27 protein-coding genes are annotated in these 25,287 nt (G+C 69.3%); 18 read left to right on the top strand and 9 right to left on the bottom strand.

The annotated features are described in order from the left end of the window. Window positions 1–127: 127 nt before the first annotated feature. On the top strand, window positions 128–892 hold the full coding sequence (locus AB2M62_RS14200) for a sensor histidine kinase (protein ID WP_404334760.1): 765 nt from the start codon (window positions 128–130) through the stop codon (window positions 890–892). Between the two features lie 39 nt (window positions 893–931). On the opposite strand, the gene AB2M62_RS14195 is transcribed toward AB2M62_RS14200, so the two are convergent. After that, window positions 932–1,855, bottom strand: coding sequence for an MBL fold metallo-hydrolase (locus AB2M62_RS14195; protein ID WP_404334758.1), 924 nt, complete (start codon window positions 1,853–1,855; stop codon window positions 932–934). A 314-nt stretch (window positions 1,856–2,169) separates the two neighbouring features. Here AB2M62_RS14195 and AB2M62_RS14190 point away from each other — a divergent pair, with 314 nt between their 5' ends. The 6 genes from AB2M62_RS14190 (at window position 2,170) to AB2M62_RS14165 (ending at window position 9,044) form a co-directional block, all read left to right on the top strand. After that, window positions 2,170–2,625: a (2Fe-2S)-binding protein gene (locus tag AB2M62_RS14190; RefSeq protein ID WP_404334757.1), complete on the top strand. Its 456-nt coding sequence runs from the start codon at window positions 2,170–2,172 to the stop codon at window positions 2,623–2,625. Further along, on the top strand, window positions 2,618–4,774 hold the full coding sequence (locus AB2M62_RS14185; RefSeq protein WP_404334755.1) for a molybdopterin cofactor-binding domain-containing protein: 2,157 nt from the start codon (window positions 2,618–2,620) through the stop codon (window positions 4,772–4,774). The genes AB2M62_RS14190 and AB2M62_RS14185 overlap by 8 nt, the downstream gene beginning before the upstream one ends. Then, window positions 4,771–6,099, top strand: a complete 1,329-nt coding sequence (locus AB2M62_RS14180; protein WP_404334753.1) for a c-type cytochrome — start codon at window positions 4,771–4,773, stop codon at window positions 6,097–6,099. Before AB2M62_RS14185 ends, AB2M62_RS14180 begins: the two co-directional genes overlap by 4 nt. A 113-nt stretch (window positions 6,100–6,212) precedes the next feature. Beyond that, window positions 6,213–7,022 (top strand): alpha/beta fold hydrolase, encoded by an 810-nt coding sequence (locus AB2M62_RS14175; protein WP_404334751.1) that lies wholly within the window; start codon window positions 6,213–6,215, stop codon window positions 7,020–7,022. A gap of 146 nt (window positions 7,023–7,168) precedes the next feature. Beyond that, on the top strand, window positions 7,169–7,999 hold the full coding sequence (locus AB2M62_RS14170; protein WP_404339948.1) for an alpha/beta fold hydrolase: 831 nt from the start codon (window positions 7,169–7,171) through the stop codon (window positions 7,997–7,999). A gap of 85 nt (window positions 8,000–8,084) precedes the next feature. After that, on the top strand, window positions 8,085–9,044 hold the full coding sequence (locus tag AB2M62_RS14165) for an NmrA family NAD(P)-binding protein (protein WP_404334749.1): 960 nt from the start codon (window positions 8,085–8,087) through the stop codon (window positions 9,042–9,044). On the opposite strand, the gene AB2M62_RS14160 is transcribed toward AB2M62_RS14165, so the two are convergent. The 5 genes from AB2M62_RS14160 to AB2M62_RS14140 all read right to left on the bottom strand — a co-directional run bounded on the left by AB2M62_RS14160 (window position 9,041) and on the right by AB2M62_RS14140 (window position 12,643). Beyond that, the gene (locus AB2M62_RS14160) at window positions 9,041–9,916 is read right to left on the bottom strand and encodes a type II CAAX prenyl endopeptidase Rce1 family protein (RefSeq protein ID WP_404334747.1); all 876 of its coding nucleotides are present in this window, start codon (window positions 9,914–9,916) and stop codon (window positions 9,041–9,043) included. The genes AB2M62_RS14165 and AB2M62_RS14160 overlap by 4 nt on opposite strands. Continuing rightward, window positions 9,913–10,074, bottom strand: coding sequence for a hypothetical protein (locus tag AB2M62_RS14155; RefSeq protein WP_404334745.1), 162 nt, complete (start codon window positions 10,072–10,074; stop codon window positions 9,913–9,915). Before AB2M62_RS14155 ends, AB2M62_RS14160 begins: the two co-directional genes overlap by 4 nt. 112 nt (window positions 10,075–10,186) lie before the next feature. Further along, window positions 10,187–11,044, bottom strand: coding sequence for an aldo/keto reductase (locus tag AB2M62_RS14150; RefSeq protein ID WP_404334743.1), 858 nt, complete (start codon window positions 11,042–11,044; stop codon window positions 10,187–10,189). A 34-nt stretch (window positions 11,045–11,078) separates the two neighbouring features. Next, window positions 11,079–12,170, bottom strand: coding sequence for a Zn-dependent alcohol dehydrogenase (locus tag AB2M62_RS14145; RefSeq protein WP_404334741.1), 1,092 nt, complete (start codon window positions 12,168–12,170; stop codon window positions 11,079–11,081). Window positions 12,171–12,268: 98 nt separating this feature from the next. Then, window positions 12,269–12,643, bottom strand: a complete 375-nt coding sequence (locus tag AB2M62_RS14140) for a response regulator transcription factor (RefSeq protein WP_404334739.1) — start codon at window positions 12,641–12,643, stop codon at window positions 12,269–12,271. 258 nt (window positions 12,644–12,901) lie between these two features. Between AB2M62_RS14140 and AB2M62_RS14135 the strand changes: the two genes are divergently transcribed. Beyond that, window positions 12,902–13,561 (top strand): response regulator transcription factor, encoded by a 660-nt coding sequence (locus AB2M62_RS14135; protein WP_404334737.1) that lies wholly within the window; start codon window positions 12,902–12,904, stop codon window positions 13,559–13,561. A gap of 193 nt (window positions 13,562–13,754) precedes the next feature. On the opposite strand, the gene AB2M62_RS14130 is transcribed toward AB2M62_RS14135, so the two are convergent. The 3 genes from AB2M62_RS14130 to AB2M62_RS14120 form a co-directional block, all read right to left on the bottom strand. After that, complete coding sequence (locus AB2M62_RS14130; RefSeq protein ID WP_404334736.1) at window positions 13,755–15,398, bottom strand: FAD-dependent oxidoreductase; 1,644 nt, start codon at window positions 15,396–15,398, stop codon at window positions 13,755–13,757. Window positions 15,399–15,406: 8 nt separating this feature from the next. Then, window positions 15,407–16,126 (bottom strand): hypothetical protein, encoded by a 720-nt coding sequence (locus AB2M62_RS14125; RefSeq protein WP_404334734.1) that lies wholly within the window; start codon window positions 16,124–16,126, stop codon window positions 15,407–15,409. 122 nt (window positions 16,127–16,248) lie between these two features. Next, window positions 16,249–16,929, bottom strand: a complete 681-nt coding sequence (locus AB2M62_RS14120; RefSeq protein WP_404334733.1) for a sensor histidine kinase — start codon at window positions 16,927–16,929, stop codon at window positions 16,249–16,251. A 189-nt stretch (window positions 16,930–17,118) separates the two neighbouring features. Here AB2M62_RS14120 and AB2M62_RS14115 point away from each other — a divergent pair, with 189 nt between their 5' ends. From AB2M62_RS14115 to AB2M62_RS14070, 10 genes are all read left to right on the top strand, one after another. Then, a complete protein-coding gene (locus tag AB2M62_RS14115; RefSeq protein ID WP_404334731.1) occupies window positions 17,119–18,834 on the top strand; it encodes a thiamine pyrophosphate-dependent enzyme in 1,716 nt (571 codons plus the stop codon). A gap of 169 nt (window positions 18,835–19,003) precedes the next feature. Beyond that, complete coding sequence (locus AB2M62_RS14110) at window positions 19,004–19,333, top strand: SH3-like domain-containing protein (RefSeq protein WP_404334729.1); 330 nt, start codon at window positions 19,004–19,006, stop codon at window positions 19,331–19,333. Further along, window positions 19,330–19,983 (top strand): nitrile hydratase subunit alpha, encoded by a 654-nt coding sequence (gene nthA / locus AB2M62_RS14105; protein ID WP_404334728.1) that lies wholly within the window; start codon window positions 19,330–19,332, stop codon window positions 19,981–19,983. The genes AB2M62_RS14110 and nthA overlap by 4 nt, the downstream gene beginning before the upstream one ends. Further along, window positions 19,983–20,318, top strand: coding sequence for a hypothetical protein (locus tag AB2M62_RS14100; RefSeq protein WP_404334726.1), 336 nt, complete (start codon window positions 19,983–19,985; stop codon window positions 20,316–20,318). Before nthA ends, AB2M62_RS14100 begins: the two co-directional genes overlap by 1 nt. After that, window positions 20,315–21,025: an aquaporin gene (locus AB2M62_RS14095; RefSeq protein WP_404334725.1), complete on the top strand. Its 711-nt coding sequence runs from the start codon at window positions 20,315–20,317 to the stop codon at window positions 21,023–21,025. Before AB2M62_RS14100 ends, AB2M62_RS14095 begins: the two co-directional genes overlap by 4 nt. Continuing rightward, window positions 21,022–21,414, top strand: coding sequence for a DUF302 domain-containing protein (locus AB2M62_RS14090; RefSeq protein ID WP_404334723.1), 393 nt, complete (start codon window positions 21,022–21,024; stop codon window positions 21,412–21,414). The genes AB2M62_RS14095 and AB2M62_RS14090 overlap by 4 nt, the downstream gene beginning before the upstream one ends. Beyond that, on the top strand, window positions 21,411–22,466 hold the full coding sequence (locus AB2M62_RS14085; protein WP_404334721.1) for a HoxN/HupN/NixA family nickel/cobalt transporter: 1,056 nt from the start codon (window positions 21,411–21,413) through the stop codon (window positions 22,464–22,466). Before AB2M62_RS14090 ends, AB2M62_RS14085 begins: the two co-directional genes overlap by 4 nt. 4 nt (window positions 22,467–22,470) lie before the next feature. Beyond that, window positions 22,471–24,516 (top strand): TonB-dependent receptor, encoded by a 2,046-nt coding sequence (locus tag AB2M62_RS14080; RefSeq protein ID WP_404334719.1) that lies wholly within the window; start codon window positions 22,471–22,473, stop codon window positions 24,514–24,516. 138 nt (window positions 24,517–24,654) lie between these two features. Continuing rightward, window positions 24,655–25,014 carry a carboxymuconolactone decarboxylase family protein gene (locus AB2M62_RS14075; protein WP_404334717.1) on the top strand — a complete coding sequence of 120 codons (360 nt, stop codon included), beginning with the start codon at window positions 24,655–24,657 and terminating at the stop codon, window positions 25,012–25,014. Then, complete coding sequence (locus tag AB2M62_RS14070) at window positions 25,011–25,184, top strand: hypothetical protein (protein WP_404334716.1); 174 nt, start codon at window positions 25,011–25,013, stop codon at window positions 25,182–25,184. Before AB2M62_RS14075 ends, AB2M62_RS14070 begins: the two co-directional genes overlap by 4 nt. The last annotated feature ends 103 nt before the right edge of the window (window positions 25,185–25,287 follow it).

Raw genomic sequence — 25,287 nt, 5'->3', positions numbered from 1 at the left:
CGCGATGCAGCAAGCCTTCCGACTACTCCGTTGTTGCGAGAGCGCGCGCGCGGCAGCAAGCCCCGGCGGTATCCAGCGGCGCCCCATAGCGAAGTCGCCCCAAGGTATGGATTCAGGTCGGGAAAGCGTGCTCGGCGCGGCCTGGACCGAATCTCGACGGCAGCAGGCGGCCCTGCACGAAGCCGGGGTCGAGCAGGCGCATCTCTCGCGCCTTTCGACGCTGGGCGCGGCATCGGCAGTGCTGGCGCACGAACTGGGCCAGCCGCTCTCGGCGATCGGCATGGGCGCCGCGACGGCGCTGCGGCTGCTGGGGAAGGACCAGGTCGATCTCGCCGCGGTGCGCCGGCTGTGCGAGCGGATCGTCGCGCAATCCACGCGGGCAGCGGACATCATCGATCGCGTCCAGGGAATGGCCGCGAAGCGCGACCCGTTGACGACGCCGCTCGCGCTGGCCGACCTGCTGGACGAAGCGGTCCGGTTCGTACGGCACGAGTTGGATCGCGAGGCAATCGTGCTGAGGCTTCCGACCTTGTCTTCGCTGGGCCTTGTCGATGTAGATCGAGTGCAGCTGCAGCAGGTGCTGGTGAACTTGCTGATGAATGCCATCCAGGCGCTGCGCCGTGCAGAGACCTCGGCGCCGGAAATCTCGATTGGCGCCACCAGGGCGGGCGATCGGATCCGCATCGAAATCCAGGACAATGGGCCGGGAATCCCTCCCGAACTGCACGAGCGGATCTTCGAGGAGTTCTTCACCACCCGTCCCGAAGGGTTGGGCCTCGGCCTGCGGATCTGCCGGTCGATCGTGGATGCGCATGGCGGCACGATCGAAGCGCAGGAGCGGGACGATGGCACTGGGGCACGGTTCGTCGTCACGCTGCCTGCCGCGCGCTAATGGGACGCCCGGCGGAGCCGATCCGCCGGGCGCCACGGATCAAACGCCGCGATAGACCAGCGCGGTGAACAGCGCGGGGCTGATGATCGCCTGGCCCCATTTCGCGTCGTACGCCGCGGTCGGCCTGGCGGCGACGGTTTCCTCCAGCGATTTTCCCTGTTGCTTGAGCGCGGCGACGCTGGCGCGGATCGCGACCAGCATGTCGCGATATTCGATCAGCGCCGCGCGTCCGCCGGCAGGCCCGTGGCCGGGGATTACGATCGTATCCGGCCCGGCCATCGCGACATTCGCCTCGGCGGCGCGGATCATGCCCTCGATGCTGCCGCCGGCGACATAGTCGATGAAGGGGTAGAGGCCGTTCCACCAAGTGTCGCCGGTGAGCAGCACATCGGCCTTGGCGAAATAGGCCGAGAGGTCGCCATCGGTGTGCGACGGAAGATAGGGGCGCAGGCGCACGGACTCGCCTCCGAACGCCATGGTGCGCTCGGCGCGGACCAGCTGGGCGATCTGGCCGTCCTTCGGCGCCGGCGCGAAGGTGTGTCCCCATTCCTCGACGCGGATCGTCTGGGTGAGGTGCTTCGCGGTGTTGGCATGCGCGATCAGCACCGCGCCGTCGTGATGCGTCCAGGCGTTTCCGTCGGCGTGATCCCAGTGCCAGTGGGTGTTGACCGCATATCGGATCGAGGCGGGAGAGATCGCATGCAGCGCCGCTTCGATCTTGTCCTTGGAGACCGCGATCCCGTCATCGACGAGGAACAGGCCTTCGGGGCTGGCGAAAGCGGCCATGTTGCCGCCCGAGCCCTGCAACAGCGAGACGCCGCCGCGCAGCGGCTGGACGGTGATCTCCGACGCAACGGCGGCGGCGTTGATCGTGGCATACGGCGTCTCCTGCGCCGCGGCGACGGAGAGCGAGGCTAGGCCGGCGGTGGCGGCCAGCACAGTGCGTGAGAAGCAGTGGTTCATCGCAGGGACCTTCGATCTGGGCCGCCACCGGACGCACGATCGCGCCGCCCGGCGATCGATCGCCGGGACGACGAATTGCGAATTTGGGCGTGGTGGACCGCCGGGGGGTGAACGACCGATCGTCGTTCTTGCGACTTGTTGCAGGATCGCCGCTGTCGGGCATCTATACGAGCGTATCGACGGTGCCCGAACTTCGTCGAATTGGATGCCGACAACGGTGCGGACGCGCTCCCGCCGAACCCGACCCTATACGCACGTACGTCTGGGCGAGCGCCGGGACCATGCTCTAGCCCTCCGCCGAAGCGGAGAAAGACATGGTCGGCATTCGAGTCAATGGGGAAGTGCGCGAGGTGGCGGTCGATGCCGATACGCCGCTGCTCTGGGTGCTGCGCGACCTGCTCGGGATGACCGGGACCAAGTTCGGCTGCGGCATCGCCCAGTGCGGCGCCTGCACGGTGCATCTCGACGGCGTCGCAGTGCGATCGTGCCGGCTGCCGGTGGGTGCCGTCGGATCGCGCACGGTCACCACGATCGAGGGGGTCGGCGCGACGCCGGCGGGCGCGAAGGTGCAGCAGGCCTGGCTCGATCTTGAAGTGGTCCAGTGCGGCTATTGCCAGTCGGGCCAGATCATGGCGGCGGCCGCGCTGCTCGCCGCCAACCCGGCGCCCGACGATGCCGCGATCGACGCCGCGATGGCGGGGAATATCTGCCGCTGCGGCACCTATGTGCGCATCCGCGAGGGGATCAAGCAGGCAGCACGCAATGGCTGATGCCGGGCTTTCGCGCCGCCAGCTGCTGCGGGCGGGATCGATCGGCGCGGGGGCGCTGCTGCTCGGCGTCGATTTGCGCTCGGGAAGCGTCGCCGCTGCCGAGACGAGGGGGCCGGCTGCGTTCGCGCCCGACGCGTTCATCCGCATCGCCGCCGATGGCCGGGCGACGCTGATCATGCCGCAGACCGAGATGGGGCAGGGGATCTATACCGCGCTGGCGATGCTGATCGGCGAGGAACTCGACCTGCCGCTCGACCGGGTGACGCTGGAAGCCGCGCCGCCGAGTGACGCGCTCTACGGCAATCCGATCTTCAAGGTGCAGGCGACCGGCGGCTCGACCTCGGTGCGCGCCTACTGGCTGCCGCTGCGCAAGGCGGGGGCGAGCGCGCGGGCGATGCTGGTCGCTGCCGCCGCGCGGCGCTGGCGGGTCGATCCGGCACAGTGCCGGACCCAGGACGGGGCGGTGCTGCACGATCCGAGCGGGCGGCGGCTCGATTATGGCGCGCTCGCCGCAGCGGCGATGCGCGAGGTGCCGCCGGCCGAGCCGATGCTCAAGAATCCGGCGGCGTTCCGGCTGATCGGCCGCGCGCATCATCGCCTCGACACGGCGGAGAAGGTGGACGGCACGCTGCGCTACGGGATCGATGCGATGCCCGACGGCGTGCGTTTCGCGACCCTGGGCTCGGCGCCGGTGCTCGGCGGCAGGGTCGCGCGGGTCGATGACAGCCAGGCCAAGGCGCTTCCAGGCGTGCGGCAGATCATCGTGCTGGAAGACCTGGTGGCGGTGGTCGGCGATACGAGCTGGGCGGCGATGCGCGGGCTCGCTGCGCTCGAGATCGAATGGGCCGACGGCGCTTTTGCCGATGTCTCGACCGAAACGCTGCGCGCCGAACTGCATCGCGCCGCCGCGGCGCCGGGCGTTTCGGTGGTCGATACCGGCGCGCGTGCGCAGCTGAACGGCGAGGGCGTGATCGCCGAAACCTACGAGCTGCCGATGCTCGCGCATGCACCGATGGAGCCCATGAACTGCACGGTGCACCTGACGCCCGGTCGCTGCGAGATCTGGGTCGGCACCCAGGTGATCACCATGGCGCAGCGCGCTGCGGCGGAGGAGGCGGGGCTTACTCCCGAACAGGTCGTGATCCACAACCATCTGATCGGCGGTGGTTTCGGGCGCCGGCTCGAAGTCGACGGCGTCCGCAAGGCGGTGCGCGTGGCCCGGCATGTCGACGGGCCGGTCAAGCTAACGTGGACGCGCGAGGAGGACATCGCCAAGGCACCCTATCGCTCGGTCTATGGCGCGTGGATGCAGGCCCGGATCGAAGGCGGCAAGCCCGTAGCCTGGGCGCACAAGGTGGTCGGGCCGGCGGTGGTCGCGCGCTGGCTGCCGCCGGGGTTCGACGGGCGGATCGACAACGATGCCGTCGACGGCGCGCGTGAGACGCCGTACGACTTTCCGGCCCATGCGGTCGATTACGTCCGGCACGAGCCGCGCGGGATCGAGACGTGCTTCTGGCGCGGCGTGGGCCCGAACGTGAACGTGTTCGCGACCGAGAGCTTCGTCGACCGGATCGCGCATGCGACCGGCCAGGACCCGCTGGCGCTGCGCCGTTCGCTGATCGGCACGCAGGCGCGGGCGCGCGCCGTGCTCGACCTGGCGGCGGCGAAGGCGGGATGGGGGATGCCGCTGGCCGCGCGGGCGGGGCGGGGCATCAGCCTGCAATGGGCGTTCGGCACCTATCTGTGCACCATCGCGGAACTTTCAGTTGCCGAAGACGGCGCCGTGACGGTCCAGCGCCTCACCACTGCGGTCGATTGCGGAACGCCGGTCAATCCTGACGGGATCGTGTCCCAGATCCAGGGCGGGCTGATCTTCGGTCTGTCGGCGGCGCTCCATGGCCGAATCACCCTGGCGGGCGGGCGCGTGCAGCAGAGCAACTTCCACGACTATCGCGTGCTGCGGATCGACGAGACGCCGCGGATCGAGGTGCATGTCGTGCGCAGCGGCGAGGCGCCGGGCGGCATCGGCGAGCCGGGCACCGTTTCGGTGCAGGCGGCGGTGTGCAACGCGATCCTGGCCGCGACCGGCGTGCAACTGGCGCGCATGCCGGTGGATGCGGCGCTCCTCGCAAAAGGGGCACGGACATGATGCTGCGCTGGCCGGTCCGGCTGCTCTTCGCGGGCGCGCTGCTCGCGCTGGTGGCGGCGTTCGTCTGGCGGCAGCTGCTTTTGCCCGATCCACTCGCCTTTGCCGGCGGCACCCGCGTGGCGCTCGCCGACTATGGCGCCGGCGTCACCGGCGTGCCGGCCGAACTCGCGGACGCCGATCCGGTCACCAAGGGCAAGTATCTCGCCGAGGCGGCCGATTGCGCCGCCTGCCACACGGCCAAGGGCGGCAAGCCCTATGCCGGCGGGCGGGCGTTCAGGCTGCCGTTCGGGACGATCTACACGCCCAACATCACCCCCGATCGCGAGACCGGCATCGGCGCGTGGAGCGATGCCGAGTTCCTCCGCGCGGTGCATCAGGGGATCGGGCGCAACGGCGAGCGGCTCTATCCCGCCTTTCCCTATGCCTCGTACACGATGCTGGCCGACGCCGATGTGGTGGCGATCCGCCGCTATCTCGCGACGATCCCGGCGGTGCGCGCGAGCAACCGGCCGAACAGCTTTGTCTTTCCGTTCAATCAGCGCTGGCTGATGCGCGCGTGGAGCGGCTTCTTCAACGCCGACCGGCGCTTCCGCCCGGTGGCAGAGCGCAGCGCGCAGTGGAACCGCGGCGCCTATCTGGTCGAGGCGGCGGGGCATTGCGGCGAGTGCCACACGCCGCGCACGCTGCTCCAGGCGATGGACACGCGGCGCAAGCTCGCCGGGGGCCAGGCCGAGGGCTGGAACGCGTACAATATCAGCGGCGACCGGCTGAGCGGGATCGGCGCCTGGTCGGCCGACGATCTCGCCGCCTATCTCTCGAAGGGGCATGCGCCGGGGCACGGCGTCGCGTCGGGGCCGATGGCCGAAGTCGTGGCGCTGAGCACGAGCCGGCTGACTCGCTCCGACATCATGGCGATCGTCACCTATCTGCGCACGGTGCCGGCCGTGCCGACCAAGGTCTGGCCGAGAATGGCCGGTGCGGCGCCGGCGGTGGCGAACGAGGGGCCGACCTACAATGTGGCGGGCAAGCGGCTCTTCGAGGGCGCCTGCGCGAGCTGCCACGCCTGGAGCGGGCAGGGCGCGATCACCGCCGACCAGCAGCTGACCGGCAACCGCGCGGTCAACGACGGCAGCGCGCGAAATGTCGCCCTGATGCTGCTGAACGGCATGGGAAAACCCGAAGGCGCGGGGCCGTATATGCCGAGCTTCCGCGACTCCTATAGCGATGCCGAGATCGCGGCGGTGGCCAATTATGTCACGGCGCGGTTCGGCAGCGTGCCCTCGCGCGTAACCGCCGCCGACGTCCACCGGCTGCGGGCCGAGTGAGCGCAAGCGGTGCGGCGCGACCAATACCAGCGTCTAGGTCCGCCGCCGCACCCGTATGATGGCAGCGCGGCGCAGGACGCGGGACAAGGGGTGGCACCATGAGAGGAACCCCGATGACTACCCTGCAGCACGTCGACACGCCCCTTGGAACGCTCGCCTATCGCGTCGAAGGCGAGGGCAAGGGCCTGCCGCTGCTGCTCTGCCAGCGCTTCCGCGGCACCCAGGACGATTGGGATCCCGCGTTCCTCGCGCCGCTGGTCGCCGGGCGGCAGGTGATCCGCTTCGACAATGCCGGGATCGGCGCGTCGGGCGGCACGGTGCCCGAGAGCCTGGACGGCATGGCCGAGGTCGTGGTGGCGCTGCTCGACGCGCTGGGGCTGGAGAAGGTCGATCTGCTCGGCTGGTCGCTCGGCGGGTTCGTCGCCCAGCATGTCGCGCTCAAGGTGCCGGCGCGCATCCGCCGCTTGGTGATCGCCGGATCGGGGCCGGGCGGGGTGAGCGAAGGCCCCGCGCCGCACCCGCGGGTGCGCGAGGTGATGGCGCACCCGGTCAATGGCGAGGACGACTTCCTCTTCCTGTTCTTCGCCGACAGCGACACCAGCCGCGCCGCGGGCCGCGCCTATCTCGAGCGGCTGGCGGCGGTGCCCGATCGCGTGCCGGTGGTGACCGGGCCGGCGTTCGTCGGGCAGCTCAAGGCGATCGGCGCTTCGCCGGGCGTGCGCGACCGGCTGGCGCAGCTCGCGATGCCGGTGCTCGTCGCCAACGGCGTCCATGACGCGATGATCCCGGCCTATCGCTCCTACGTCATCGCCAGCGAGGCGCCGGACGCGAAGCTGATCCTCTACCCCAATTCCGGCCACGCCTTCCTCTTCCAATATGCCGAGGACTTCGCCGCCGAAGTCGCGCGCTTCCTCGACGCCTGACCGCCAGGAGACCCGCCATGACGCTGTTGCCTGACTTCACCCGCCGCACCCTGCTTACCGGGCTGAGCCTGGCGGGGGTCGCCGCGGCGCTGCCCGCCGGCGCCGCCGAATTGCTTCAACACCACGCTGCAAGAGGAGACGTTCGCATGAGCATGTTCAAGACCAAGGATGGCACCGAGCTGTTCTACAAGGATTGGGGCCCGCGCGACGCGCAACCGATCGTGTTCCATCATGGCTGGCCGCTCAGCGCCGACGATTGGGACACGCAGATGCTGTTCTTCCTCGCCAACGGCTTCCGCGTGGTCGCGCACGATCGCCGCGGCCATGGCCGTTCGAGCCAGACCGCGACCGGCCACGACATGGCCACCTATGCCGCCGACGTGATCGAGCTGGCCGACCATCTCGACCTCAAGCGCGCGGTGCATATCGGCCATTCGACCGGTGGCGGCGAAGTCGCGGCCTATGTCGCGCGCGCCAAGCCCGGCCGGGTCGCCAAGGCGGTGCTGGTCAGCGCGATCCCGCCGGTCATGGTGAAGTCGGACAAGAATCCTGGCGGATCGCCGATCGAAGTGTTCGACGGCCTCCGCGCCGCGCTTGCCGCCAACCGCGCGCAATTCTTCCTCGATCTGCCAAGCGGGCCGTTCTACGGCTTCAACCGGCCGGGGGCCAAGGTGATCGAAGGCACGATCCGCAACTGGTGGCGCCAGGGCATGATGGGCGCCGCCAACGCGCATTACGAATGCATCAAGACGTTCTCGGAGACCGACCAGACCGAGGACCTCAAGGCGATCAAGGTGCCCACGCTGGTGCTGCACGGCGACGACGACCAGATCGTGCCGTACCAGGACGCCGCATTGCTCTCGGTCAAGCTGCTCGAGAAGGGCGAGCTCAAGCTCTACAAGGGCTATCCCCACGGCATGCTGACCGTGCACGCCGACGTGCTCAATCCGGACCTGCTTGCGTTCGTGCGCAAGTGACAGGTGGGGCGGACCTCCGCCCCGCGGTCCGCCCTGAAAAGGGGAATGGCCGCGTTCCTTCGCCCCAGGAACGCGGCCATTTTTCATGCACCGCCAGGGCATCGCTCGTTGCGAACCATGTCTTGAAACGATCCTTGGAGATGACACCGTGACATTCCCAATCGCCGAGATTTCCCGCCCGCGGATCGCCATCGCCGGTGCCACCGGCCGCGTCGGCGCGGCGCTAGTGCGGGCCCTCACCGAGGACCCGGTGCACATCGTTGCGCTTACCCGCACGCCGAAGGCCGGCGCCGTGCCTGATGGAGTCATCCTGGCGAAGGTGGACTTCGATGTGCCGGCCACCCTGGCGGAAGCCCTGCACGGAGCCGATCGCCTCTTCCTCGCCCATGGCACGTCGGACCGTCAGGTGGCTGACGAAAACTTGATGATCGATGCGGCGGTGGCCGCCGGTGTATCGCACATCGTCAAGCTGTCGGCGATGGGGCCGCCGACGCGGCTGCATCCTTTCGATTGGCACATGGTGATCGAAGCGCATCTCGCGACCAAGCCAGTCGGCTATACCGTGCTGCGCCCGGGACCCTTTGCCGACGTCCTCGCCCGCTCCGGCGGCTTCGTTGCGAACGGGAATTGGGGCGGATCGGCCGCTCTCGGCCGCATCAACCTGATCGACACGCGCGACATTGCCGACGTTGCGCGGGTGCTGCTGCTAGACGATCGCTTCGCCGACGCGCAGCGCGCCTATCATCTCACCGGCCCCGGCGCGACGACGATGCCGGATGTCGCGGAGCGGCTTTCGCAGATGCTGGGGCGGAACATCGTGTATCAGCATCGCACCCCGACCGAACATCGGGCGGTGCTGATCGACGCGGGCGCAAGCGAGATGGTCGCCGATCTGGCGCTCGGGCTGGATCGCCTCTTTCGCGACTCCGTCCTGGCGGAGACGACCGAGACCGTCTCCGAGTTGACGGGCAAGCAGCCCAGATCGGTTGCCGATTGGCTGAGCGACAATCTTTCGCTGTTTCAGTCAGCGAGCGGCGAGCATTAAGTTGAGGCCCTCTCAAGCCGATGCCGGCGGATACGACCGAGGATGAGGACGAAGGCCAGCAGCCCGACGACCATAGCCGGCACCGATGCCTCCGGGCCGAACGCGCCGCCGCTCCAGATCGGTGAGACGCCGGCCACGGGCGTGCTGACTAGCAGGCTGCCGCTGTCTTCCATGCCCGAGACGCGCGCGCCGAAGATCGCGCCCTGGGTGAAGTTCCAGGCGGCATGTACCCCGACCGACATCCAGATGCGGCCGGTGAGCAGGTAAAAGCCGGCGAGCATCAGCCCGGCCTCGACCGCGATGGCCAGAGCGGCGAAGCGCGAGGCATGGGCGTTGCCGAGATGCGCTGCGCCGAACGCGGCGGCCGACAGCGCCAGCGCCCAGCGGATGCCGAACGCGCGGGCGAGCAGCCGGAAGACCACCAGCCGGGCGAGCAGTTCCTCGAGCAGGCCGGTGCCGAGCGCCTCGCGGAGGTCGTGCGGCCAGTCGCGCCACTGGCCGGGCGCGACCTGATAGGCGCCGCTCAGCCACAGCAGACTGAACACCAGCGCGAAGAGCAGCGCGCCGGTGACCAGGCCCGAAGCGAGCTCGGACGGCAGGGCGCGAAGATCAAGCTCGCTCGGCACGCGCTTCTCGCCCCAGCGCACCAGCGCGGCATAGGCGAGATAGGCAAGCGCGGTGCAGACGAACGCCATCGCGAGCACGACGTTCGAGTCCGGATAGATCGCGCGCGCCAGCGACTGGAGCGAGAGGATCGCGGCCAGCGCGACGAGGCACAACAGCATCCAGCCGAGCGACCGCAGCCATCGCCAGGCGCCGGGGCGCAGCACGCCGCTGCTGCCGAGCGCCACGCCCGCTTTCGGCGTGCTCATGCCGGGGTCCGCAGGATCAGTTCGAGCAGAGCGAGCGGCGACAGCGGCTCGGGCGCGTCGAAATAAGGCAGGCCGGCGGCCTCGGCATAGGCGCGTTCGGCATCGGCCGAGGGGTCGAGCATGGGTGCGGGGGCGAGCGGATAATCGAGAAGGTACATGGGTTCCTCCTGGCGGTCGCGCCGGAGAATCCCGGAGCGTGGCGCACTGTCGCCCGGTCCCGCCCGCCGCTCCATTGTACGGAGCGTCGGGCGGGATCCTACCGAGGTATAGTCAGCGGCCGGCCTGATCGAGCGCGGCGAACTCGTCGGCGCTCAGGGTGATCGCCGCGCCGCCGACATTCTCCTCCAGATGCGCGACCTGGCCGGTGCCGGGGATCGGCAGCATCACCGGGCTGCGCGCGAGCAGCCAGGCGATCGCGATCTGGCCGGCGCTGGCGTCGTGCGCCCGGGCGATGCTATCGAGGATCGTGCCCGGCCCGGCAAGGCGGCCCGCGGCGAGCGGGAACCATGGGATGAAGCCGATCCCCTCGCGCTCGCAATGGTCGAGCACCGCCTCATGCGCGCGATCGACGAGATTGTAGCGATTCTGCACCGTCGCGACTGGGAACACGCGCTGCGCCGCCTGGATCGTCGGCACATCGACTTCGCTGAGCCCGGCATGGGCGATCACGCCGCTGTCGAGCAGCGTGCGGATCGCGGCGAACTGCTCGTCCTGCGGCACCTTGGAGTCGACGCGGTGGAGCTGCCACAGGTCGATCCGCTCGACGCCGAGCAGCTCGCGGCTGCGGTTCGCCTGGCCGATCAGATATTCCGGGTCGCCGCGCTGGACCCACTGGTCCGGGCCCGGACGGAGAAAGCCACCCTTGGTCGCGACATGCACCTGGCCATAGGGGTGCAGCGCCTCGCGGATCAGCTGCTCCGAAATCTCGGGGCCATAGGCGTCGGCGGTGTCGATGAAGTCGATGCCGAGTTCGGGCACGCGGCGCAGCGTGCGCAGCGCCGCCTCGCGGTCGTGCGGCGGGCCCCAGATGCCGGGGCCGGTGATGCGCATCGCGCCGAAGCCGAGACGTACGATCTCGAGCTCGCCGCCGATGCGGAAAGTGCCTGCCTGGCGTGCGTCCAATGCCATGATGTGTCTCCTCGAAGGGGAAGGTGTCGCGGGTTCAGAACGAGGTGATGACGCTGCGCGCGATGGTCGAGCTGTCGCGGATCTCGTCATAGGCCTGGTTGATCTCGGCGATGTTGATCTCGCGCGAGATAAGATCGTCGAGGTTGAAGCGGCCCTGAAGGTAGAGATCGGCGTACATCGGCACGTCGTGCTTGATGTTGCTCGACCCCATGAACACGCCGTGCAGCTCGACCTGGCGCACGATCAGGTCGAGCGCCTGGAGCGCGGTCTCGACGCCGGGATGGTGGAGGCCGATCAGATAGGCGCCGCCGCCGTGGCGGACCAACTGCACCGCCTGCTGGGTGGTGGGGACGAGGCCGATGACTTCGAACGCGTGGTCGACGCCGCCGTCGGTGAGCGTCCGCACCGTCTCGACGACATTGCCGGCGCCGGCCGCCACGAAGTCAGTGGCGCCGAACTTGCGCGCAAGGGCTTCCTTGCCGGGCTGGAGGTCGATCGCGATGATCCGCGCCGCACCCGCCAGCCGCGCGCCGGCGATGGCGTTGACGCCGACGCCGCCGACGCCGATGATCGCTACCGTGTCGCCCGGGCGGATCCTGGCGGTGTTGATCACCGCGCCCGCGCCGGTGATCACGCTGCAGCCGAGCAGCGAGGCCTGGGGGAAAGGGATCGCGTCGGGGACCTTCACCAGTTGATTCTCGTGCACCAGCGTCTGCTCGGCGAAACCCGCGGTGCCCCAACCGGTGGAAACGGGGGCGCCGTCGCGGGTGAGGCGCTGGCCCTGTTCGGGGGCGCGCAGCGTCTCGTTCGGCTTCTCGCATTGATAGGTGCGGCCCGCGATGCATGAACGGCAGTGGCCGCAGGACTGGATCAGCGAGCCGACGACATGATCGCCGACCTGAAGTTCCTTGACCTCGGGCCCGATCGCGCGGACCACGCCGGCGACTTCGTGGCCGAGCACCGCCGGCAATTGGGTGCCGTAATTGGCTTCGGCGAGGTGGAGGTCGCTGTGGCAAAGCCCACACGCCTTAACCTCGACCAGCACCTCGCGGCCGATCGGGGTGCCGATCTCTAGGTCCTCGATATCGAACCGGCCGTCAAAGGCGTTGAGTACCGCTGCTTTCATCGTCTCGCTCCCTGGCTGATGCCGGGAGAGCTAGGTCCGGGGTGGCGACGCGCCTATCTCTACGCCGGTATGGTGCGCGGCGCCGTTGGTAGCGGGATTTAGAGCGGCGTGTCGAGCGCGCTCTCGAGCTGCGCGACTAGCCTGGCCGGATCGAGCGGCTTGCTCAGGAAGCAGGCCGCGCCCGCTTCGGCCGCGCGGCGGCGGATGTCATCGGTGGCGAAGGCGCTGATCAGCACGATCGGCGGCGCATCAGGCACCGTGCCGAGCGTGAGCGCCAGCTCGAGTCCGCTCATGCCGGGCATGTGGATGTCGCTGATGACGCAGCTCGATTCGAAGAGGGTGCCGGAGGCGAGGAATGCGTCGGCGCTGGCGAAGGTGCGGACTTGAAGGCCGAGGCTGTCGATCAGCGCCTCGAGCGCCAGCCGGACATCTTCGTCGTCGTCGACCACCGAGATCAGCGGAGTCTCGCTCAACACGGCTCTCCCGCCATCATCGCACGTCGCTTCGACATTCGAGCCTCCCCTGGGGCGAACCGCAACTCAAAGTCTCTCGACCACAAGTATCGCCCGTAACGAAGCCAACGCGCGAATGCCACGCATCGTCGATGCAAAAGCGGCCGAGGCTACCAAGGTATAGGGTCTGCCCGCGGCGCAGGCGTGGATGAAGCGCGCGAGTGCTGCTAAGGTATCTGCCACCCGCCGCATGTATGGCGGCCGGCGAACGGAGGCAGCATGGCGGCGACGAACCCTTCTCCCGCGCACCGCGTCGCGGCGCTGCCGATGGATGCGACTGCCCCGGTGGTGCTGGTCGTCGACGACGATATCGATGTGCGCGAGAGCCTGAGCGACCTGTTCGGCTCGATCGGCATCGACAGCCAGCTGTTCGGCTCGACTCGCGAGCTGCTCGATGCGGGGCTGCCCGACCGGCCGAGCTGTCTGGTGCTCGACCTACGCCTGCCCGGCGCCAGCGGACTCGAGCTGCAGACGCGGCTCGCCGAGATGGACGCGGGCATCCCGATCATCTTCATCACCGGCCATGCCGATGTGCCGACCTCGGTACGCGCGATGAAGGCGGGCGCGATCGATTTCCTTCCCAAGCCGTTCCGCGAGCAGGAGCTTCTCGACGTCGTCGCCCAGGCGCTGCGGCTCGACGAGGCGCGGCGGCGGGAGGCGGGGGCAGTGGCCGAGGTGCGCCGGCTGGCGGCGACGCTGACGCCGCGCGAGATGGACGTGCTGCGCGGCGTCCAGCGTGGGCTGCTCAACAAGCAGATCGCCTATGAGCTGGGCGTCACGGAGATCACCGTGAAGATGCACCGCAGCAGTGCCGGGCGAAAGCTCAAGACCAGCTCGGTCGCCGATCTGGTGCGCAAGGTGACGCTGCTCGCGCTCTGATCCGTACCGAAGGTGCGGGTCGGAGCGGAGAGGCTGTTACCGAGGCGAGACGACGGCGTTTGGATCGGGGGCGGGCGCCTGCCTCCGGGAAGACGCGGCGGTCGACACGGCAAGGATGCCGAGCAGAGCGATCGCGGCGCGCAGCGCCTCGCGCCAGCGGGCGCGGGCCTGGCGGGGGAGCGGCCGGCGCATCTCAGGCGCCGCCCAGGAACTGGTGTACCGCCGAGACGACCACCGATCCCTCGCCGACGCCCGACGCGACGCGCTTGATCGACCCCGAGCGGACATCGCCGACCGCGAATATGCCCGGCACGCGCGTGGCGTAGGGCGAAGCGAGCGGGGTGCCTGCCGCATCGCTGCCGGTCAGCACGAAGCCGCGATCGTCGAGCGGGACGCAGCCATCGAGCCAGCCGGTGTTGGGCTCGGCGCCGATCATCGCGAACAGGTTGCGGACGGGTCGCACCGTTTCAGCGCCCGAACGGCGGTCGCGCCAGGCCACCTGCGACAAATAGGTGTCGCCTGCCACTGCGGTGATTTCGCTGAACACGTGCAGCGTGATCTGCGGCGAATTGCGAATCCGCTGGACCAGATAGTCGGACATGGTCTCGGCGAGCCCGGCCGAGCGCACCAGCACATGGACATGGCTGCAGGTGCGGGCGAGGAACACCGCCGCCTGGCCGGCGGAATTGCCGCCGCCGACAACCACCGCCTCTTCGCCCATGCACAGCTGCGCTTCCATCGGCGTCGCCGCATAGTAGATGCCGCAGCCTTCGAGCCGGTCATAGTCCGGCACGGACAAGCGGCGGTAGCGCGCACCGGTGGCGATCAGCACGCTGCGCCCGGCGACGCGCTCGCCGCCCTCCAGCGTGATTCCGAATGGGCGCGTGCCGCAGTCGATGCCCGTTGCGCCGCGTGAGATAGCGAGCTGCGCGCCGAACTTCTGGGCCTGGACCTGGGCGCGACCGGCGAGCGCCTGGCCCGAGATGCCGGTGGGGAAGCCGAGATAATTCTCGATCCGGCTGCTCGTGCCCGCCTGGCCGCCCGGCGCATCAGCCTCGATCACCAGCGTGTCGAGCCCCTCGGAGGCGGCATAGACCGCGGCGGCCAGCCCGGAAGGGCCGGCGCCCACCACGATCAGGTCGAATACGCGATCGGGATCGCGGCGCTCGGTGAGGCCTAGCGCGTCGGCGACATCGGCATTGCCCGGGTTGCGCAGCATCGCGCCGTCGCCGGTGAGCAGCACCGGGAGGTCGGCGGCGTCGAGCGCGAAGGTGGCGACCAGCGCGGCGGCCTCTTCCTCGCTGTCCGGATCGAGCAGGCGATAGGGATAGCCGTTGCGGATCAGGAAGGCGCGGATGCGGTGGGTTTCGGCGTCGTACGCAGAGCCGAGCAGCGTCACGCCGCCAAAGCCGGTGGCGATCAGCTCGACCCGGCGCAGGATGAAGGCGCGCATCAACAACTCGCCGATATCGGCTTCGGACGCGGCGAGCTTGCGGAACGCCTCGCGCTCGATCCGTAGCACGCGGGTGCCGGGACCCGCCTGGGCCGAGACCAGCACGGCGCGATGGTTGAAGAGGTAGAGCTCGCCGGTGAACTCGCCCGGGCCGTAGCTGCGCAGCGGCGCCCGTACCACATCGCCTTCCTCGTCGAGCAGCGCCACCTCGCCGTCGAGCACGACGAAGAAGGCGACCGAACGCTCGCTACGACGAAAGAGATAAGCGCCCGCCTCTGGATACTGGACCTCGCCATAGGGCAGCATCCGCGTAACCATCTCGGCCGACAGCCTGGGGAAGATCTGCGTCTCGCGCGGGTGCGGGACTTGTTCGGGCGTTACCATGGCCGGGCTCAACCGAGGCGGATGTCGTCGAGGTCGATCGAGACGACCAATGGAGCGTCCAATGCGGAGCCGTCGGGCTGGCGCGGGAAGATGCGGCGGCGGGTGGGGAAGCGGATCCCCTCGACCTCGACATGGTCGGTCATGTAGTGTGCGCCGGGCGTGTTGCCGGCTATCTCGACGTCGTAATCGTGGCGGCGGAGCAGGCTGTCGGCGCCGACATACAGCGTCTGCTCGGTGCTGTGCGTGGCGATCGCGGCGGGGAAGCGCACATGCAGCCGCCGCCAGGTCTCGCCGCGCTCCTGCCATTCGCCGGCGGCTTCGGTCTCGACGCCCGGCGCGGCGAGCAGGAAGGGCAAGGTGAGATAGGTCCACATCGCGCAGCCGGCGAAATAGGCGAGTTGGAGTTCGTTCCACGGCGTGTCGAGCTGATGTCCGGCGAAGGAGTCGCGGGGGGCGGCCAGTTCCGCTTCGGTCGTCCCGTCCGCAGCGAGCAGCGCGACGCGGCCGGGGGTGAAGATCGAGCGCCGGCCCTCGGCGCCGAACGGGCTGTGCGACGCCCATTCTTCCTTGAGATGGACGGTGACGTTGGTGTCGTCGAGCACGCCGGCCTGGCCCTTTAGCCCCCAGAGCGCACCGCCCTGGACAAGGTGGGCGCTCAACGTGTCGAAGCGGCGCCAGCGTTCGAGACCGCCATAAGCGTCGATCAGTTCCTGGGCGAGCGGGTGCATGATGTTGCTCCTGAAGAAGGTGATCAGGAGCTACCGGGCGCGCGCCATAGCGGATATCATACGGTGGTAGCAGGCGCACCCTACCTGCGCCCGATCAGCCGCTGGCGCGGTCCGAAAACGGCTCAGCGATCGAGCAGCAGGCTGAACCGCGAGCCGCGCTCGGGCACCGAGGCAAGCTCGACCCGGTGCCCGAGCGCGATGCAATGCTCGCGCACCAGCGCAAGGCCGAGGCCGAGCCCCTCGCGCTCCGGGTTGATCTGGCAGAAGGCGCGGAAGATGCGCTGCTGCTGGTCGGGTGCGATGCCCGGACCGTCGTCGACCACGTCAATCGCGAGCCCGCCATTGCGACGCCGGCAGCCAAGCAGGACATTGCCCAAGCGGCGATACTTGATCGCATTGCCGATCAGATTGTCGAGGATCGAACGGATCCGCCGACGCTCGCTGCGCACGAGCGCCGAGCTGCGGACGACGCGCAGCCGCACGCCGGCAACTCGTGCGGCGGCGCTCCAGTCGGCCTCGATCTCGTCGAACAACGCACACAGGCTGAAACAGCCTCGTGCAGCGCCTTCCTGCGGCAGCGAGGGCTCGACCAGCTCGGAGAGACCGCCCGCGATTCGTTCGACCTGGACGCGCGCGGCATCGAGCCACATCCGGTCGCGTTCGGAAATGGTCGTGTTGCCGAACCGCTCCAATGCGTGCGAAATGATCTGGAGCGGCTGCATCAGATCGTGCCCGGTCGAGCGCATGATCCGGCGGAGCGCCGCCAAGTCGATAGCGCCGAGCGCCGCGTCGAGCTGTTCCACCGCGCTTCTCCGATTTGCAAGCCTATGCAGGGCTTTTCGTCCGGCGGAGCGACCCGCTCAATCTATCTGCGCGTATGGGTTGGACGGTGCGATCGCGTCCAAGGGCACGGATCCCTCCTACGAGCGTATAGGGACCGTCCCCGGGGGTGCGGTGATAGGCGTGCGTCACCCCCTAGCGAGGAGCATCTCATGGCCCATACCGTCGCCGAAGTGATCGTCGAAACGCTCGAACAGGCCGGGGTGCGCCGCTGCTATGGCGTGCCCGGCGATACGCTCAACCATGTCACCGACGCGATCCGGCGCAGCGACATCCGCTGGGTGCATGTCCGCCACGAGGAAGCGGGCGGGTTCGCGGCTGGCGCCGACGCGCTGCTGACCGGCGAACTGGCGGCGTGCGCCGGATCCTGCGGGCCGGGCAGCCTCCACTTCATCAACGGGCTGTTCGAAAGCCATCGCAACCGCGCACCCGTGGTACTGATCGCCAGCCAGATCGTCCGCGACGAACTTGGCTTCGATTTCCCGCAGGAGGTCGACTTCAAAGCGGTCTACGCCAGCTGCAGCGTGTATTGCGACGAGATCCGCACCCCCGAACAGGCGCGGCGCAAGACCGCGATCGCGGCGCAGGCGGCGCTCGCCAAGAAGGGCGTGGCGGTGCTGATTGTGCCGGCCGACATCTCGTCCGCCGCCGCGCCCGACGAACCCGCCTTCGCGGTGCACCGCGCCGAGCCGCGGGTGGTGCCGAGCGAGGCGGAGCTCGATCGTATCGCCGCGGCGCTCTCCGCCGGCAAGCGGGTCGCGATCTATGGCGGCTCGGGCTGTCACGACGCGCACGACCAGGTGGTCGCGCTCGCCGCGGCGCTGCAGGCGCCGGTCGCGCATACCTCGCGCGCCAAGGACTTTCTCGAGCACGACAATCCCTATGTCGTCGGCATGACGGGGGTGTTCGGTGGCGAAGCGGGCTATCACGCGCTGATGGAATGCGACACGCTGCTGCTGCTCGGCTGCGACTTCGCTTGGCGGCAATTCTATCCTTCGGACGCAACTATCGTGCAGGTCGACATTGACGGCAGCCATCTCGGCCGGCGCCATCCGATCGATATCGGAGTTGTCGGCGGCGTGCGCGAGACGCTCGAGGCGCTGCTGCCGCGGATCGCGCCGCGCAGCGATAGGGCGTTCCTCGACCAGTGCCTGGAGCATCATCGCGATATGCTCGCGGCGCAGGGCAAGCACGCCCTGCCCGAGCGAGACGACCGCGCGATCCACCCGCAGTTCCTCACCGAGACGGTCGCCCGCCACGCCGATCCCGATGCGGTGTTCACCGCTGATGGCGGATCACCGATGGTCTGGCTGCTGCGCCACGTGCCGGCGACGGGGCGCAACCGCACGGTGATCTCGCTCACCCATGGCACCATGGCCAATGCGATGCCGCAGGCGCTCGGCGCCAAGGCGGCATTCCCCGAGCGCCAAGTGATCTCACTGTCCGGCGATGGCGGCATCGCGATGCTCATCGGCGACCTGATGACCGCGGTGCAGGAGAAGCTGCCGATCAAGGTGTGCATCTACAACAATAGCTCGCTCGGCTTTGTCGAGCTCGAGCAGAAGGTCGAGGGGCTGCTCGACGCCTATACCGACCTGCAGAATCCGGACTTCGCGCAAGTGGCGCAGGCAATGGGCTTCTGGAGCCGGCGGGTGGAGAAGAGCGCGGATCTGGACGGCGCGGTGCGCCAGTGGCTCGCCGAGCCCGGCCCGGCGCTGCTCGACGTGGTGACCGATCGCTACGAGCTGGTGCTGCCGCCCAAGATCGAGGCCAAGCAGGTGTTCGGCACCGCGCTCTATTCGGCCAAGGCGGTGCTTTCGGGCCGCGGCGGCGACGTGTTCGAGCTGGTCAGGGGCGCGCTGCGCTAGCGCGTCGTGCCAGGCCCGGGCGATGCGGCGGCGCTGCTGGGCGGGGTCGCTGCAGTCGTCGGCACCGGCTGAGCCACACGCTGGTATGGGGTCCCGCCTGACAGGGTAGAATGGCCCCGCCTTCGCCGCTCCGGCAGCTTCCTGTGCGACACCATAGGGAGCGAATGCGATGACCGGTTCGATACTGCAACAAGTGCTGCCGGCACTCGACGAGCGCCCTCGCTTCACCGTCGGCGAGCGCGTGCGCGTGATCACCCGCGCGCCGATCGGCCATTACCGCGTGCCGATCTACCTGCGCGGCAGCCCCGGCACCGTCGAGCGGGTGATCGAGCCCGCGCTCGTCGACAATGAGGAAGAGGGTTATGGCCGCAACGCCGGCAACCGGCGGCACTATTATCGCGTCGCCATCCCGATGACCGCGCTGTGGCACGGCTATGACGGCTCGCCGCGCGACGAACTCCATGTCGAAATCTACGAAACCTGGCTGGAGCGCGCATGATGGCGAGCGAACCGCATGCCCACGATCATGATCACCTCGACCACGCGCCGATCACGGCCGAAGGGAGGCCAGGCTATTACGAGGTGATGGAAACCGCGGTGCGCGAGCTCCTGACCGACAAGGGCTACCTCACCGCAAACGACATCCGCCACCAGATCGAGGTGCTCGACAGCCGCACCCCGGCGCTCGGCGCGGCGGTGGTGGCGCGGGCCTGGACCGATCCGGCGTTCAAGGCGCGGCTGCTCGCCGACGGGCGCAAGGGCTGCGAGGAACTCGGCATCAGCTTCTACGACGATACCCAGCTGATCGTGCTCGAGAACACGACCGAGGTGCACAACCTGATCGTGTGCACTTTGTGCTCCTGCTATCCGCGCCCGGTGCTCGGGCTGCCGCCTGACTGGTACAAGCTCAAGCCCTATCGCGCCCGCGCCGTGATCGAGCCGCGCAAAGTGCTCGCCGAGTTCGGCACGATCATCCCCGCCGAAGTCGAGATCCGGGTGAGCGATTCCACCGCAGTGGTCCGTTACCTCGTCCTGCCGCGCCGCCCGGACGGGACCGACGGCTGGTCTGAGGATCAGCTCGCCGCGCTGGTCACCCGCGACGCGATGATCGGCGTCATTCCCGTCACTTTGGACAAGGAGGCCGCGTGATGGCGACCGAGGATTTCGTCAGCCGCCTGCCCAACGATATCGGCGGGTTCGAAGCGGGCTCGGTGCTGCGCGTCGAGCATGTGCTCGAGCCCTGGGAAAAGCGCTGCCACGCGCTCGCCGACGTGCTCGACTTCAAGAAGCTGATCAACACCGAGGAAAAGCGCAAGGGCGTCGAGGCGCTCGGCGAGAGCCTGATCGGCAAGCTGCCTTATTACGAGCGCTGGATCGTCGCGTTCGCCAATATCAGCTTCACCAAGGGCTTCTTCACGCCGACCGAGCTCGCCGAGAAGATGGCCGAGGTCGAGGCGCGCTTCGCGGAGCGGGACGCGGCGTGACGCGCGCGGTGCAGCGGACCTGCTTCCACGAAGCCGATCCGGCGCTGCCGCTGTGGCGGCGCGCCGGCGCGGAAGGCGTCGGCACGCTGCTGCTGGTGCTGGCGGCGAGCGGCGCGGGGATTGCGGCCGCGCGCCTGTTCGCCGCCGTGCCGGGGCTGGTGCTGCCGGTAATGGCGCTGGTGCTCGCCGGCGCGCTGGTGTCGCTGATCGTTGCGCTGGGCAGCGTCTCGGGCGGACATTTCAATCCGCTGATCACCGGGGTCCAATGGCTCGCCGGCGAGCGGGGCGGCGTCTGCACGCTCGCTTATGTCGCGGCGCAGCTGGTCGGCGGCGCGGTCGGCGGCTGGGGCGCCGCGCGGCTGTGGCAGGTCGCCGCCACCGGCAGCGGCGGGCTCGGCTGGCACGGCGTGGCGGACGAGCTTGTCGCCAGCGCCGGGCTGATGCTCGTGGTGTTCGCCTGCGCGCGCAGCCGCCGCGCCACCACCGGCCCGTTTGCGGTCGGCGCCTGGCTGGTCGCGGGCGTGTTGGCGACTCCGACCACGTCCTATGCCAACCCCGCGGTGGTGCTCGGCGCGCTGGTCGCTGCCGGACCGCTCGCGCTCGGCGCCGGCTCGGCGCTGCCCTATTGGATTGGCGAGGTCGCCGGCGCGCTGGTCGCGCTGCTGCTCGTCACCTTGCTCTTCCCCCGCACGGAGGCGATCGCATGAACGTGCCCGGACTCGTCACGCGGCAGGCGTGCGGCAGCTTCGCCGAGGTGCTCGGCCGCGCCGAGGCGGCGCTCGCGGCACGCGGCCTGGCGCCGCTCGCCCGCATCGACCATGCCTCCGCCGCAGCGGAGGTCGGGCTGCCGCTGGCCCCGCTCACCCTCCTGATCTTCGGCAATCCGCGCGCGGGCACGCCGCTGATGCAGGCGCAGCCGAGCCTCGGCATCGATCTGCCGCTCAAGCTGCTGGTCTGGAAGGCCGAAGGCGCGGTGTGGATCGGCTATAACGATCCCGCCTGGCTGGTCGAGCGCCATGGCGGCGACGGTACCGCGCCGATGCTCGCAACGATGCGCAGCCTGCTCGCAGCGCTGGCGAGCGAGGCGGCGGCATGATCGCGCGCCTGCTCGCGCTGCTGCCCGCCGATCCCGGTTTTCGGCGCAACCTCGCCTTCGTCTATGCGGTGCTTGCGGTCCTGAACCTCGGCGGCTGGGCCTGGGCGCTGGCGCTGTTCCACGGCAAGCCCGCGCTGCTCGGCGTCGCGCTGCTGATATATGGCCTCGGACTGCGCCACGCCGTCGATGCCGATCACATCGCCGCGATCGACAATGTCACCCGCAAACTCCTCCAGGAGCGCCAGCAGCCGGTCGCGGTCGGCTTCTGGTTCGCGATCGGCCATTCGGCGGTGGTGATCCTGGTCACCGTCGCGGTGATCGGCGCAGCCGCCAACCTCCAGGGTTTCGAGGCGTTCCGCGACGCCGGCGGCACCTTCAGCACCTGCGTCTCGGCGCTGTTCCTGCTGGTGGTGGCGGGGATGAACCTGATGATCCTGCTGACCATCCTGCGCACGCTGCGGCGGGTGCGCGCGGGCGAGGCAATCGACGATGGCGCGCTCGACTTGATGTTCGCCGGGCGCGGGCCGTTGTCGCGGCTGTTCCGGCCGCTGTTCGGCTATATCGGCCGCGCGTGGCACATGGCCCCGCTCGGCTTCCTGTTCGGGCTGAGCTTCGACACTGCGACCGAAGTCACGCTGTTCGGCCTTTCCGTGACGCAGGCGGGGCAGGGCGTGCCGATCGAGGCGGCGTTGGTGTTCCCGGTGCTGTTCGCGGCGGGCATGTCGCTGCTCGACACCACCGACGGCGTGATGATGGTCGGCGCCTATCGCTGGGCGTTCGTCAAGCCGCTGCGCAAGCTCTACTACAACATGACGATCACGCTGATGTCGATCGCGGTGGCGCTGTTCATCGGCGGGGTCGAGATCGCCGCGCTGGCGGTGCGGCGGCTGGGGCTCGAGGGGCCGGCGGCGCGCTGGGCAGTGGCGCTCAACGATAATTTCAACGCGCTCGGCTTCGCGATCATCGGCGTGTTCGCCGCGGCCTGGGCGCTGTCCTTCCTCCTCTTCCGCGCGGTCGAACGTCGCCCGGCTGCGCTGGCTGCGAAAGCATAGCATCATGTGTCACGGAACCCGCCTCGCGGCGCTCGGCCTCGCCGGCGTCCTCGCCTGCGGCCATGCAGCCGCCCATCCCGACGACGGCGATGAACGTCTGCCCGCCGCCGAGGTCGATACGCGCGAGTCCGACGAAATCGTCGTGTTCGGCCGCGGCGAGGCCAAGATCGGCGTCGCCGAGGCGGCGAGCGAAGGCTCGGTCGGCGGCGGCGACCTGCTCGTTCGCCCGCTGCTGCGCGTCGCCGAACTGCTCGAGGCGGTGCCCGGCATGATCGCCGCGCAGCATTCGGGCAGCGGCAAGGCCAACCAGTATTTCCTGCGCGGGTTCAATCTCGACCATGGCTCGGACTTCACTGCCTATGTGGACGGCGTGCAGATGAACCTGCGCAGCCACGGCCATGGCCAGGGCTATCTCGATCTCAACGGCCTGATCCCGGAGATCGTCGCGCGAGAGGACTTCCGCAAAGGGCCGTATCGCGCCGATGGCGGCGACTTCGCGCTGGCGGGTGCGGCCTATCTCACCACGATCCAGGGCTATGACCGGCCCTGGGCCTCGGCCGAGCTGGGTTCCTATGGCTGGCGGCGGCTCGCGGCCGGCGGCACGCTCGAAGACGTGGGCGGCGGTGCCCTCACCCTGGTCGGCGAGGCCAAGGGCTATGACGGGCCCTGGCAGCAGCCCGAGCGGCTGCGCGACCTCGCCGGCTTCGCCAAATATCGCGTGTCCTCGGGCAGCACCGACTGGGCGGTGACGCTCCACGCCTATCACGCTACCTGGCGCCCGACCGAGCAGATCCCCGAGCGCGCGATCGGATCGGCGGCGTGCCCGGACGTCTTCTGCTCGCCCGATCCGAGCGCGCGCGGACGGACCACGCGGCTGGTCGGCGATGTCGCTGCCGAGGGGGCAGAGTGGCGCGCCAATCTCTACGGCCAGTTCTACGACTGGCGGATGTTCTCCAACCCCACCTATGCCGATCCCGACGGCGCCAGCGCCCAGATCGAGCAGTTCGATCGCCGCTGGACGATCGGCGGCAGCGGGGAGCGCGCCTGGCGGCTGTCCCCGCAGCTCGAAATGACGATCGGCGGCGAGGCGCGCCACGATCAGGTCGGCGATGTCGGCGTAAACCGCACCGCTGCGCGCGGCTTCGTCGCGTCGCTCGGGCGCTATCGCCTGCACGAAAGCACGGCCGCCCTGTTCGGCGAGGCGCGCTGGCAGCCGCTCGCCGGGCTTCGCTTGGTCGGCGGGATCCGCGGCGACTATTACGGCTTCGGCGTCCGCGCGCGCGATGAAGAGGCGGAGGCGCTGGGCACCGGCGACGGGCACCGCTTCCTCGCCTCGCCCAAGGCGGCGATCGCCTATGCCCCGGCCGGTTGGCTCGAACTCTATGGCAATTGGGGCCGCGGCTTCCACTCCAACGATGTGCGCGGCGTCGTGAACCGCGAGGCGGCGGTGCCGCTGCTCGTGCGCGGTAACGGCAAGGAAGTCGGCGCCCGGCTGCAGCGCGGGCAGCTGAGCCTCACCGCAACCTATTGGTGGCTCGATATCGGCAGCGAGCTGCGCTTCGTCGGCGATTCGAACTCGGTCGAGCCCACCGGCGCCAGCCGACGGCACGGCTATGAGCTGGTAGGCTTCTGGCGCCCGGCATCGTGGCTTGCGCTCGACGGCAGCTACACCGCCAGCCATGCGCGCTACGACAATGGCGATCGCATCCCCAACGCGTTCGAGGATGCCGCGTCGCTCGGCGCCGCGGTGACGGCAGGGGCGTGGGAGGGCAGCGTCCGCCTGCGCCATCTCGGCCCCTATCCGTTGATCGAGGACGACAGCGTGCGCGACAAGGGCAGCACCGTGGTCAACGCCCGTGCCGCCTGGAAGCGCGGTCGCGTGCAGCTCTTTGGCGAGGTGCTCAACCTGTTCGACAGCCGCGACAAGGACATCGCCTATCTCTACGAATCCTATCTTCCCGGCGTCGATCGCGACGGCCCGGTCGAGGGCCGGCTGAGCCGCGTCGTCGAGCCCCGGACCGTGCGCGTCGGAACGCGGTTCAGCTTCTAGGCCCGGTTGGCCGGTCTTCCAGGACGACTGCCGAAGGGGGCGACCCCGACCAAGGTAGCGGGGCGCTGCATCCTGCGTTCAATGGGCTGCACGTGTGCGGCGGGGCAGGGTGGCACCGGCCAACAAGGGAGCCGATCCATGCACATGATTGACTGGAACAACTATCGCGAACAGGTCCTCGCCGGCGTCGGCGGGATCGGCAAGCTCACCCCCGACACTACGCGCGGCTATGCGACGCTCAGCGGTGCGGGGGCAAAGACCGGACATCTCGACGCCAAGACCCGCGAGCTGATCGCACTTGCTGCGGCAGTGACCCTGCGCTGCGACGGCTGCATCACCGTCCATACCAAGGCCGCGCGCGACCATGGCGCCAGCCAGGGCGAGATCGCCGAGGCGCTCGGCGTCGCGGTGGCGCTCAACGCCGGCGCGGCGCTGGTCTATTCGACCCGCGTGATGGACGCCTACCAGATGCTCGAGGAGGGGAAGGAGAGCCAATGATGCGCTTCTACGCCCGCCATGCGGGACGCCCTCGCGTCGTGCCGGTTCGCCCGGTCGCCAAGGCCGGTGAGCGCCCGAGCGAACGGCGGCATGACGACGAACGGCTCGAGGTCGCGCTCGAGGAAAGTTTCCCCGCCAGCGACCCGATCGCCGTGTCGCGCATCGACTGACGATGGGCGAGCCAAGGCGGCAGCCGCACCCCGCCGACGCACGCACCAACTGTCACGGGGCGAACCTGAGCGAACGGCTGGACACCCATGATAATACGCCGAC

Origin of the sequence: Sphingomonas sp. MMS12-HWE2-04 (assembly GCF_044881185.1) — a bacterium.
Lineage (GTDB): Bacteria > Pseudomonadota > Alphaproteobacteria > Sphingomonadales > Sphingomonadaceae > Sphingomonas.
The sequence above is the reverse complement of the archived record's forward strand: the minus strand, read 5'-3'. Positions and strand labels throughout refer to the sequence as shown.